Raw genomic sequence first — 12,365 nt, forward strand, 5'->3', positions numbered from 1 at the left:
GATGATAGTGCAGATTACCTGTGTGAAAGTAGGTCATTGCCAGACACCCTAAGCCGTAAACAAAACCCCCGTACTCGAAAGAGGCGGGGGTTTTGCTTTGCGCGGAAGGAAACGCAGCCCTAGCGTAATGACCAACCATCTGTGGTTCGCGTGTCGGGTTACGCGATAAAGCCGCTAACCCGACCTACAAAATCTACATCACCAATAGCTAGAGCGTACGTGAGCCTGGGATTGATTGACCTCGCTGTATTAACCTTATGTTTTGCTTTGGGTTGATGGAGGGGGAATGTTCAGGATCAAGTTCTTGCTATGAAAGTAAACTAGGGGTTTAATTGGCTAATTCAGGATGGCTGATGCAACATTGTTAATGTTTTTATGGTGTTATTTGCTTGTGTCGAGTTTCCCGTGCGGTTGCTGATTAATATTCATAGGGTGTTGGAATAGCTATGCCTAAAAAGAATGAGTTTTTGCAGATTATTGCTGTGCAGCTAAGTCGGCTTGATGCTGCACGTACGCGATTGCTGAATGGACAGGATGTTGAGGCGTTGCATGATTTTCGTGTGGCATTGCGTAGTTTGCGCTCTTTGTTGCCTATTGTGCTTAAGCGCTCAAAGCGGCTGGATGGCAGAATTCTTGCTGCGTGGAAGGCCTTGGCTCAATTTACAGGGCCGACGCGAGATGCCGAAGTGTTGCTCTCTTTGGTGGGTGAGCGGATGAGTGCATCGCAAAGAGCGGCATTAGCTGTAACGCATCGTGAAGGGTTGGCCGCGATTTCAGCCGCCTTAGCGGGGCCTGATTTTGCGCAGCTTGCTCATATTTCTTTGCAGCAATGTCGTTTGAGAATATCGGCTTGCGGCCCTTTGCTTTTGAAGCGGCGGATTAAATCGCAAGCGAAAGACTATGAGAATTGCCTGAATCAAGCCGCGAAGAATGGATCTCCAACGTTAGAGCAATGGCATGAGCGGCGGTTGACCATTAAGAGGCTGCGTTATTTATCGTTGCTTGCCGCTAAGTGGTTGCCTAATAGAGTAAATCAATTGCAAATACCGCTTAAACAAGCTCAAACAGCGATTGGTAAATTGCATGATGCTGAATTAATCGCCCAATTTATGCATAAAAAAAAGATCAAAAAGCCTTTGATAAGAAAAGCGTATAAAGCTTGGCATAAACTGATGTGCCAACGAAAGGCTGAGTTTATGGTTTTAGGTTAAAGAAATTACGTAATGATTTTTAGTCTTTATTGCGAAAAGCCCAAGCTGCGGCGAATATTAAAAAAATAAAGATGAGCGCAACAATCATCCAAAAGCCATGTGGGTGTTCGGCAAGTGGAATGCCTCCCACGTTCATGCCCATTAAGCCGGCAATAATATTGACTGGCAGTGCCAGCACCGTCACTACGGTAAGAATATAAATGCTGCGATTGGTTTGCTCGTTTACTTTGGCGGCTACTTCTTCTTGTAATAGCTTGATGCGCTCTACCAGTGCGGAGATATCACTTAAAACCGCTGAAAACTCCTCAGTAGATTGGCGTAGATCTTGCACATCGTGTGGAGAGATCCACTCGGGAGGCCTGTTTAATAGCCTGAACAGAGCGGCTGGTTCGGGGGCTAATAGACGGCATAAACGCACTAGTACTCGCCGTAATGCGCCTAAATCTGCCAGTTTGATATTGGGGCGATAGGTAAGCAGCCGGTCTTCTTCTTTGTCTACTTTTACCGCAGCTTCCCGCACGATTGTCATTAAGACATCGGCCTGATCGCGTAAGAGATTTACCATTAGGTCCACGGGGGAGCGAAACAATTCTCCGGCCCGCACATGATCGCGAAGCTTATCAATAGAGCGTAATGGCTTGCTGCGTGCGGTAATCAGTACATGCCGGTCTGCACTCATCCATAGGGTGGCGGTATCTGATGCGTTGAAAGCAAAATCAAATAAAACATCATTCACTACACCAATCAGGCTGTGATCGGCGTATTCAATACGGGTTGATTGCGTGCCTTCATACAAGGCTTCGAAGAATTGCTCGGACAGGCAGAGATTGGTTTTAAGCCATTTTTCTGCCGCAATATTGGTCAGATTAAAATGCAGCCATAAATATTCTTCTGAAGCTTCGCTATTTGCCGTCTTTAGATAATCTTTGATTTGTTCTGATTCAATTTGCTGGCCTGGTAAGCCGGGTAGAAATAAATAGCCACAAATCATTCCTGTTTGGTCTGAGCCATAATTGCCGACTAAATTTGCAGCCATAACACCTGCTTTTATAAACAATACGGGTTGAAAAGTGACCATACTAGCTGGGCTTTGTTGCAGATGACCGCTGCTTTGGGCCTTCGGCATAGGCAATATAGCTGCTTTATTAGATCCTTTTTAAAATTCATCTATACGTCATTTTTATGACTTAATAATGCAATTAATTGTTTCTAAAATGAGTGTTTTATCTATTTGCAGATCAACACGCCATGTTAAAACCTTCGATCTTCGCTTGTAGTATTGCTCTCGCTTTGAGTGCTTGTGGTGGTAGTGATGATGCAACACCAGAGGCAGTAAAGCCTGCTTTATTAACACTGGATGGCCAGCAGCCTTTAGTGGTGGCTCATCGCGGGGCTTCAGGTGTTTTGCCTGAGCATACGATTGAGGCTTATGCGAAAGCCATTGAGATGGGCGCGGATGCGATTGAGCCTGATTTGATCTCGACAAAAGATGGCGTGTTGATTTCACGTCATGATCCTGAGCTGAGCGGTAGTACTGATGTGGCTAGCCGTTCAGAATTTGCAAATCGTAAGCGAAAAGATACGGTAGACGGCGAAGCGTTTGATGGTTGGTTTGCCAGCGATTTTACTTTGGCCGAGATCAAAACGCTGCGCGCTAAAATCACCACGGATCCAACACGTCCACAGCAATTTAATGGGCAGTATGCAATTCCAACGTTTCAAGAGATTATTGATTTGGCCAAGCTCAAATCGACGAGCAGCCGCAGTATCGCGGTTTATCCTGAAACTAAAAATCCGACTTACCACAGAAATTTAAAGTTGGCTTTGGAAGACAAGGTCATTGAAATCATTAATAAAGCAGGCTGGAACAGCAAGACGGCACCGATTTTTGTGCAAAGCTTTGAGCCAAGTAGCTTGAAATATATGAAAGAGAAGGGTTTAAAGACCAAGCTGATTCAGCTGGTGGATGGTGATGATGTTGATTTAAAAACAGGCAAGGTCACACTGGCCTACCCCTATGATCGCCCATTTGACTGGAATACTTCGGGTGATAAGCGGTTTTTTACCGATATGCTGACACCCGCAGGCCTTGCTGAAATCAAAACCTATGCAGATGGTATTGGTCCTTGGAAGCCGTATATTATTTCGGTGAAAGGCCAGCTTGGTGCTGATGGTAAGGTGATGGATGTGAATGGCGATGGCAAAGTTGATTACTCAGATGCCTCAAGCATTGCGCCTTCTACCTTGATTAGCGACGCGCATAAAGCAGGCTTGATGGTGCATGCTTATACTTTCCGCAATGAAAAGCGCCGTATTCCTGCTGATTTTAAAAATGATCCTAAAGCGGAATATAAAGCGTTTTTCCGTCTGGGAATTGATGGGGTATTTAGTGATTTTGCGGATACTGCCGTTGTGGCTCGTAATGAATACCTGAAAGAAATGGGGCGTTAATCACGTCCTTGTAATAGCGCTTGTGCTAAACAAAAACGGCTTTGCTGTCATTGCAGCAAAGCCGTTTCACGTGGAACAGGGCGCAGATCATCAGCCCATGATATGAAAACCACCATCAATATAAATAGTGCCGCCAGTAATCAGCTTGGCGCTGTCCGATGCAAGGCCTGCGCAGGCGGCTCCTACATCTTCGATGCTTACCAGTGAGCGGGCAGGTGCTTCGGCGGCGGCTTTATCGAGTAATTCATCGAACTCTGCAATGCCTGATGCTGCGCGGGTTTTGAGCGGGCCGGGCGAGATAGCGTGCACGCGAATCCCCTTAGGGCCTAGCTCCGCTGCGGTATAACGGCAGACGGACTCTAGCGCGGCTTTTACCGGCCCCATGATATTGTAATTTTTGATCACTTTTTCTGCGCCGTAATAGCTCATGGCAAACAGCGTGCCGCCTTTATCCATTAGCGGCTCGGCAAGGCGGGCCATTTCGATAAAGGAGTAGCAGGAGACCTTCATTGCTGTATGAAAGTCTTCTTCGGTGACATCGACCACACGGCCGTGCAGGGCTTCTTTGGGGGCAAAGGCAATTGAGTGGATGGCAAAATCCAAGCGGCCCCATTTTTTACGGACTTCTTCAAATACGGCTTCCATTTGCCCTGCTTGCAGCACATCCATAGGCAGAAAGATCGAGGCTTCTAGCTCGGCAGCCAGAGGTTCCACAAAAGGCCGGCCTTTTTCGTTGATATAGGTGATGGCTAACTCGGCACCTCTTTGCTGAAATGCTTTAGCGCAGCCATAGGCAATGGAGTGCTGGTTAGCGATGCCGATGATAATGCCTTTTTTCCCTGCCAGTGTTTCATGCGGTGAGATGCTAAGTTGGTTCATCTTGTGTCCTTAAATGGTTGAGTGTGGGGAGGGGCGTACTGTGCGAGCAGCTTGCCCAATCACAAGCCGAGTTGGGTGCGAGTATGGCGCGCAATCATGAGTTCCTCATTGCTTGGAATCAACCATACGGTGGTGGGGCTATCTATGGCACTGATACAGAATTCATTTGCGGCATTGGCATGGGGGTCGATATCGATGCCTAACCACTGTGCTTGCTCACACACTCGCTGGCGGATAATGGCGCTGTTTTCGCCTATGCCTGCGGTAAAAACCAGCGCATCCAAGCCATTCATGCTGGCGGCGAGCGAGCCCAGCTCCCTGCTGATGCGATGTACGAAATAATCAACGGCCAGTGCGGCTTGCGGCTCATGGCTATCGAGTAGAACACGCATATCGCTGCTAATGCCCGATAGCCCGAGCAGGCCGGAGCGTTTATAAAGTAGCTCTTCTACTTGCTGAACGCTAAGTTGCTCCTGCTGTAGCAAATATAAAACGACGCCTGCATCCAGATTGCCGGTGCGCGTGCCCATCATCAGGCCATCTAATGCTGTAAACCCCATGCTGCTTGCCACGCTTTTGCCATTTTGCACGGCGCACATGCTGGCACCATTACCTAAGTGGGCGATTACAACTTTGCCAGCGGCAATTTCTGGCTCTCGCTGCTTGAGGGTGCTCGAGACGTATTCATACGACAAACCATGAAAGCCATAACGCCGAATGCCGCGCTCGTAGCAGCTATAGGGAAGCCCAAATAGCTGATTGATTTGGTTTTGGCTGCGGTGAAATGCTGTATCAAAACAGGCTATTTGCGGTAAACCGGGCAGAGCGCTTGCAACTGCGCGAATGGCGGCCAAATTATGTGACTGATGGAGTGGGGCCAAAGGCGTGAGCGCATCGAGTGCGTTGATAATGCCGGGTGTGAGCCGTACAGGGGCCGCATAGTGTGCGCCACCATGCACGACACGATGCCCAACCCCTAGTAGTTTGAGTCCTTGATAGTGCTGGTTTAAGAGCGTGGCAATGGCTCGCAGGCAATGGTCATGATCTTTGTCTTCTCCTTGCCAATGTTCATCCGCCAAGATTTGCTCATGATGATCTTTAGCAACAAAGTGAGGTGCATTGCCTATGCCCTCAACTTGGCCCTTAGCCATCAGATGCAAATCACTCGCTGCTTCATATTCAAACAAAGAAAACTTTAGGCTGGATGAGCCCGCATTCAGAACCAGAATGGCCTTAGTCATTGCTTTAATCCTATGTTGGCGTAATGCGGGCATTGGCCATTAAGCAGGCAATGACGCAGGAGGCGAGCTTAGTTCGGTCGTTATCGGCACGGCTGGTCAGCACAATGGGCACTCGAGCACCTAACACAATGCCTGCAGCGTCGGCATTACTCATAAAGGTGAGTTGCTTGGCGAGGATATTGCCTGCCTCTAGATCGGGGACGAGCAAAATATCCGCGTCACCCGCTACCATCGAGGTGATTTTCTTGATACGAGCCGATTCATAGCTAATGGCGTTATCCAATGCCAGCGGGCCATCCAGAATTGCACCGGTGATTTGTCCCCTATCAGCCATTTTGCATAGGCTGGCGGCTTCTAAGGTAGAGAGGATTTTAGGATTAATGGTTTCTACCGCAGACAAAATAGCCACCTTAGGCTTAGCAATTCCTAAGATGTGTGCTAAATCGATGGCATTTTGGCAAATGTCGAGTTTATCCAGCAGGTCGGGGTAGATATTGATCGCTGCATCGGTCACCAAAAGCGTTTTGTGGTAAGTCGGCACATCCATAATAAAAACATGGCTGATTCGGCGTTCGGTACGCAGGCTGCTTTTAACGACGGCGCTCATGAGCTCGTCGGTATGCAGGCTGCCCTTCATTAGGATGTGCGCTTCGCCGCTGGTGACTAGCTCTACAGCTCGGCTGGCTGCCGCATGGCTATGCGCTACGTCTTCTATTCTGAATGCGCTGATATCCAGAGCATTTTGCGTGGCAATGGCTTCGATTTTAGCGCGTGGGCCCACTAGAATCGGCTGCATTAAGTTTTGTGCTGCCACTGCAATGGCTGCTTTGAGCGAAGAGAAGTCGCAGGGATGGGCGATCGCTACGGTAAAGGCGGGTAGCTCGTCGCAGCGCTCGAGCAGAGTTTCAAAGGCATGATGAGTTTGCACGCTGACAAGGCCTGCATCAGGTCGAGTCAGGATAATTTTTTCTGTGGGTGCAACGACCTTAGCAATGCCGGTCATCATGGTTTGGCCGTGCTGATTGCTGCACTGGCAATCAAAACTGATGATATGGCCCTCCGGGTATTTCTCGCGCACGGTAATACTGATTTCCAGGGTGTCTCCTAAAATGGCTGCTGCATGAAACTGCAAACTTTGCCCCGCATAAACGGTGCCTGGTCCCGGCAGCTGACTACCTAAAAGCCCCGATATTTGTGCTCCCATCCACATGCCGGGGGCGGTTGCCCCGCTAAACCCAGCATGATTAGCAAAGGCCGCCTCTAGATGCGTTGGGTTGAAATCTCCCGCTACCGTGGCAAAAAGCTGAATATCCCGCATCGATAAAGTGTGTTGCACACTGGCGTAATCGCCGATTTCTATTTCATCAAAACAGCGATTTTGTAAGGTGATGCTGCTCATTTATTCTGCCCCTTAGGTGTTTTTAGCGGCAGGTTTAGCGCGGCTGGCTTTTATCCCTAGTAGCTCTTTGGCTTTGATGGCGAGGGGGGAGGCGGGGTTTTCCAGCTCGGGAGCTAGCATGGTGACTTTAGCGACGATCTCTACGGCACGCTTACGCTCAGTCAGATTTTTTAAGAGTTTAGGTAAGGTCGCCACCGAGCGCTCTGCATCTAAGGTAATGAGCAGGGTTTGCTCTTCAAGTGCTTGTCGCCACGCAATCGGATCAATCTCAGGTAGATTTGCTTTAATACTGTCGCCAATTAAAAAAGAGCGTCGTTCAATATTGCCGGTGTGATGCATGGCAAGTACAAATAGCCGAGCGAGGCCTTCGGTAAAGCTGCCTTGTTCAAATTGTGGCTCGGCCTCGCTACGAAGCGTATTCAGGCGCTGCTCAGCTTCAGCGCGTACTTTTTCTTCTACCGGGGCTGCAGGAGGGAAAAATGCACCCAGCCCTAGTGGGCCGTACACCGCTTTAACATAGTTGGCGGTGGTGGCGTTGCGTAGATCACGATAATTATTGAGCGATTCGATAATCAGCTCGGAGGCTTGTTTTTCCAAGCTCAGAAAAAAATTATTTGCTGATGCAGGGCTGCGATATTGGCGAATTTGCTCTGCCTGAATAGCGACACCTGCCATCAGTGGATTGAAGTCAGAGTACACGTAACGCTGTAAGGTCTCCGGATTGAGCTTGCGTGACCATTCGCCCATTTCAGATGTCACCACCGCCTGCAAAACAGGGCGTATTGTATTTTTATAAATGGCATCGTTAATTTCAGAAACTTGCGCCACTGTGCTAAAAATGGCTTCATCGCTACGAGTACCGGGGTCAACTTGGCGTAATTGCTCAATGCTTCTGGTTTCGAAACTAACGGTGTAGTCACCTTGCTCCAGCTCTGAATAAGCTAGATCAGCGGTCTTGGCATCAATGGCCATTTCGTAAAGGCCGGGTGGCAAAGACTCCACCATCTCCATCACATTTACTAGCTCTGCATGCTCTTTACGCGCCACTTTGCCACCGACAAAAATACCCAAATGGCCGACATCTTTATGCAGTAAATACACAATGATCTGGCCTTCTTTCACGATGGCGCTTTCGTGGCCGTAGAGGTCGATAATCCAATTTAAAGCCTGCGCCGGAGGCGTGATATCGTCGCCCCAAGATGCAAAAACAATAATCGGTGCGGTGATTTTTCGTAAATCGAGAGTGCTGCCATCTGGTGTCTGGATTTGCCCGCTGGCTAGCTTATTGCCAATAAAAAGTTGATTAACGATGGCTTCAATTTCATGGCCTGTCATCCGGAAATGCCCGCCCCACCAGCGTTCAAATTCCAAATAGCGTGCAGCCTCGGTATCGATATTGGCATACAGATGGTAAGGCTTACCCCATAGCGTATTGGCTGGGTTTAACTTTTCAAAGTTTTTAACCAGATGCGCGCCATCAAATACACCGCCGCCCAAATCTGCGCTCAGTGCGGCCATCCAAGAGCCACCATTGACGCCTCCTGCATAGCGCATCGGATTTTGCTCGTCCGAGCCTGCCCAGTAAGATAGTGGCGCGCCATTGAGCACGATCGGCCCCATAATCTCTGGACGCATTGCTGCAAGACCCGCAACCGCCCAGCCTGCCTGGCAGTTGCCAATAATGCAGGGCTTGCCGCTGGCTTTGGGGTGGCGCTTGATCACTTCTTCGATAAATAAGGCCTCGGCCTGCATCACGTCTTGTAAACGCTGGCCGGGAACCGGGTCTGGATAAAAGCCCACAAAATAAACGGGGTGCCCGGCCCGCAAGGCCACGCCGACTTGTGAATCGGCTTTAAAGCCACCTATTCCTGCGCCATGGCCCGCTCTTGGATCAATAATAATATAGGGGCGTTTTGTGTCATCAATAGGCGTGCCAACCGGCGCGAGCACGCGCAGCAGCATATAGTTGCAAGGCGTAGCTAAGCTGCGAGCATCAATGAGCAATTCATAGTCAAAGGCCAGTAGCGGCGGTTTGCCATTTTGGGCATGGGCAATCGAAATATTGCCTCGCTCCCGCATGACATCAAGGAAAAGTGTTGAGCGCTGAGTGGTGTCTAAGCAATATTCCCAAGCCTGTTCCAAAAGAGCCAAGGGAGAAGGAAAGGTTGTTTGGGTCATTGCGCCACTCGCTGTAAGAAGTTGTAGAGATATTGTCGTATTTGTAAGCTTTTGATTAATAAGATAAAGAAATCCGCAGCAGATAGTAAATAAGGATAAAGAAGCTGACAAGCTAAATGGGAAACATGACAGTAGTATGTATAAGTTTTGTTGGCTTATCGTGAATGCGTGTATCTCATAAGGTGGATTTATTGCGGGCTGGCAAGCTTGACGCGAGCTGGGCAAAGTCGTTTACTGTGCTTGCTTTGAGATTGAGTGTTGCGAGTACCGGGAGTTCTTAGAGCATGTTTATTTAATGGAGCTTTTCATGCTTGGCTGCACGCCAGTGATCGAATCCTTGCTGGATACCGATCTTTATAAATTTACGATGATGCAAGAAATATTGCATCATCAGCCCGAGACTCAAGCTGCTTACGCTTTTAAATGCCGCAATACGCCCGCTTTACCTTTGGCCTTGCTTAAAAGTGAAATTGAGGCCCAGCTGGATCATTTATGCTCTTTGCGCTTTAGCGAGCCAGAATTAGCCTATTTAGCTAAGTTACGTTTTATCAAATCAGATTTTGTTGATTTCTTGCGTTTATTCCAGCTGCAGCGGCGTTTTATTCACATTACAGTGCAAGACGCTCACCCGGATGATTTAGATATCCGTGTTGCCGGGCCTATGCTGCATTGCATGTTATTTGAGATTTATGTTTTATCTATTGTGAATGAAATTTACTTTAGGCAGTTTCCTGCACAAGCCGCATTTGCTATTGGCCGCGAGCGTTTGCAGGCTAAATTAGCAACTCTTAAGCATTTATCTGCTGGGGCCATGCCTGCTAACCCCTTTGTATTTTTTGATTTTGGTACACGGCGGCGTTTTTCCAGAGTCTGGCATGCAGAAATGGTCGGTTTATTGGCCAAAGAGGCTGCACCCTATTTCCGTGGTACGAGTAATGTTTTATTGGCGATGCAATATGGCGTAACGCCCATTGGTACGATGGCGCATGAATATATGCAGGCATTTCAATGCTTTGGCTCACGCTTACGGGATTTTCAGACCAATGCGCTGGAGCATTGGGTGCGGGAGTATCGTGGTGATTTAGGTATTGCGCTTACCGATGTGGTGGGAACCGATGCTTTTTTACGCGATTTTGATTTGTATTTTTGTAAACTATTTGATGGCTTACGCCACGATTCGGGCGATCCGTTTGAATGGGGCGAAAAGGTGATTGCCCATTATAAAAAAATGAATATTGATTATGGTACCAAGCAATTAGTTTTCAGTGATGGTTTAACTTTGGATAAGTCGATTGCTTTATACCGCCACTTTGCTCCGCGCACCCGTACCGGTTTTGGTATTGGCACTCACTTATCTAATGATTGCGGCCAAGTGCCACTGCAGATTGTGATGAAGCTGGTGTCTTGTAATGGACAGCCGGTGGCCAAAGTGAGTGATACTGCGGGTAAGGGAATGTGTGAGGATGAAAATTTCCTTAATTATCTCTGCGATGTTTTTCAAATTACCCGTCAGTAATCGCGTGTGTTTAAAATTGTGCAATGCCTTTATTGCAATTAATACATCTCCTTTCTTAGAAAGCATAGTGCTAAGATACTAGGCTTCAATCCGCTTGATAGGTCACACTGCTTTTTGCAGATCATTTATGCTTTTTGAAACTAACCGCTCATATTTGGCATCTTTGCCGCGTTTTGCACAAGATCCAGCTCATTTTCAGACTTTGCTGACGACTGAGGCATTTCGCCAGAAATTACTCGATCTGATTAGTAAGGCACAAACACGAATCTATATTACGGCGCTGTATTTGCAGGAAGATGAAGCGGGTACGCAAATCTTAGATGCTTTATACGCCGCTCGTGCACGTTGCCCGGATTTAGATATCCGTGTTTTTGTAGATTGGCATCGTGCGCAGCGCGGGCTGATTGGTGCAGGTGCACAGGCGGGAAATGCTGCTTGGTATCAGCGTATTAGATTTGATCACGAGCTGAATGTGCCTATTTATGGCGTGCCAGTGCAAACGCGCGAGCTATTTGGTGTATTGCATTTGAAAGGTTTTATTTTTGATGACACCGTTGTGTATAGCGGTGCCAGTTTAAATAATGTGTATTTGAATGTAGGCGATCGCTATCGTTATGATCGATATCAGGTAATTAAAAATTCTGCTTTAGCTGATAGCATGGTTAATTTCTTGCAGACTGAATTTTTAAATAGTAGCGCTGTTTATCGTTTAGATTTAGACCCTATCCCTAGCACAAAACAAATTAGCCCGGATATTCGACAATTACGTCAGCGGCTTAAATCGGCTCAATATGCAACTCATCATGCTCAGGATGAAGTATCCGGCTTGGGCATTACTCCGGTTGTAGGGGTGGGCAAACGTAATTCATTAAATCGGCTGATTATTAAATTGTTGGGCGCAGCCAAGCAGCATGTGCAAATTTGTACCCCGTATTTTAATTTGCCCCGTACGGTGATCAAAGAAATCAATCGCTTGCTACAAAAGGGCGTTAAGGTTGATATTATTGTTGGCGAGAAAAAAGCTAATGATTTTTATATCCCCGAAAGCGAGCCATTTAAAACGATTGGTGCATTGCCCTACTTATACGAAACGCATTTACGTCGTTTTGCTAAATTGCATCAATTAGATATTCACCGTGGCCAGCTTAATTTAATGCTTTGGAATGATCCCGGCCATAGTTATCATTTGAAAGGCATTTGGGTGGATGATGATTATATTCTGCTTACCGGCAATAATCTAAACCCGCGTGCGTTTAGTCTAGATTTAGAAAACGCCTTGCTTATTCATGATCCAAAACATGAATTAAAAGAGCAATTGCAGCAGGAAAAAGCTGAAATTGCTAAGAATACTACGCGTATTGCTTATTACCGCGAGCTGGAAACCGTGCTGGATTATCCGCCACCGGTTAAAAAGTTACTGACCCGACTATCACGCTTTAGGGCGGATCGATTGATTTCTAGGCTACTCTAGTCATTTTCTTACTAAAAGC

General features: G+C 47.5%; 9 protein-coding genes. 4 read left to right on the forward strand and 5 right to left on the reverse strand.

The features are described 5' to 3' along the window. The first annotated feature begins 446 nt into the window (after positions 1-446). The gene (locus tag ACFQNF_RS01590; protein WP_380185639.1) at positions 447-1,211 is read left to right on the forward strand and encodes a CHAD domain-containing protein; all 765 of its coding nucleotides are present in this window, start codon (positions 447-449) and stop codon (positions 1,209-1,211) included. A gap of 19 nt (positions 1,212-1,230) precedes the next feature. Here the strand turns inward: ACFQNF_RS01590 and ACFQNF_RS01595 are convergent, their stop codons facing one another. Further along, positions 1,231-2,247, reverse strand: a complete 1,017-nt coding sequence (locus ACFQNF_RS01595; protein ID WP_380185640.1) for a transporter — start codon at positions 2,245-2,247, stop codon at positions 1,231-1,233. A 212-nt stretch (positions 2,248-2,459) separates the two neighbouring features. Between ACFQNF_RS01595 and ACFQNF_RS01600 the strand changes: the two genes are divergently transcribed. After that, positions 2,460-3,662, forward strand: a complete 1,203-nt coding sequence (locus ACFQNF_RS01600; protein ID WP_380185641.1) for a glycerophosphodiester phosphodiesterase — start codon at positions 2,460-2,462, stop codon at positions 3,660-3,662. Positions 3,663-3,752: 90 nt separating this feature from the next. On the opposite strand, the gene fabI is transcribed toward ACFQNF_RS01600, so the two are convergent. The 4 genes from fabI to ACFQNF_RS01620 are packed head-to-tail and all read right to left on the reverse strand — an operon-like array spanning position 3,753 to position 9,359. Next, positions 3,753-4,541, reverse strand: coding sequence for an enoyl-ACP reductase FabI (gene fabI, locus ACFQNF_RS01605; RefSeq protein ID WP_380185642.1), 789 nt, complete (start codon positions 4,539-4,541; stop codon positions 3,753-3,755). A 59-nt stretch (positions 4,542-4,600) separates the two neighbouring features. Further along, positions 4,601-5,782: an acetate/propionate family kinase gene (locus ACFQNF_RS01610; protein ID WP_380185643.1), complete on the reverse strand. Its 1,182-nt coding sequence runs from the start codon at positions 5,780-5,782 to the stop codon at positions 4,601-4,603. A gap of 10 nt (positions 5,783-5,792) precedes the next feature. Continuing rightward, entirely contained in the window at positions 5,793-7,181 is a 1,389-nt protein-coding gene (locus tag ACFQNF_RS01615) for a bifunctional enoyl-CoA hydratase/phosphate acetyltransferase (protein ID WP_380185645.1), read from the reverse strand. A 12-nt stretch (positions 7,182-7,193) separates the two neighbouring features. Then, the gene (locus ACFQNF_RS01620; RefSeq protein WP_380185646.1) at positions 7,194-9,359 is read right to left on the reverse strand and encodes a DUF3141 domain-containing protein; all 2,166 of its coding nucleotides are present in this window, start codon (positions 9,357-9,359) and stop codon (positions 7,194-7,196) included. 307 nt (positions 9,360-9,666) lie between these two features. Here ACFQNF_RS01620 and pncB point away from each other — a divergent pair, with 307 nt between their 5' ends. Together pncB and pssA are read left to right on the forward strand one after the other, a co-directional pair. Next, complete coding sequence (gene pncB, locus ACFQNF_RS01625; protein ID WP_380185648.1) at positions 9,667-10,875, forward strand: nicotinate phosphoribosyltransferase; 1,209 nt, start codon at positions 9,667-9,669, stop codon at positions 10,873-10,875. Between the two features lie 127 nt (positions 10,876-11,002). Next, positions 11,003-12,346 carry a CDP-diacylglycerol--serine O-phosphatidyltransferase gene (gene pssA / locus ACFQNF_RS01630; RefSeq protein ID WP_380185649.1) on the forward strand — a complete coding sequence of 448 codons (1,344 nt, stop codon included), beginning with the start codon at positions 11,003-11,005 and terminating at the stop codon, positions 12,344-12,346. Positions 12,347-12,365 lie beyond the last annotated feature (19 nt).

Source organism: Iodobacter arcticus, assembly GCF_042664895.1.
In the GTDB taxonomy this organism is placed as follows: Bacteria; Pseudomonadota; Gammaproteobacteria; order Burkholderiales; family Chitinibacteraceae; genus Iodobacter; species Iodobacter arcticus.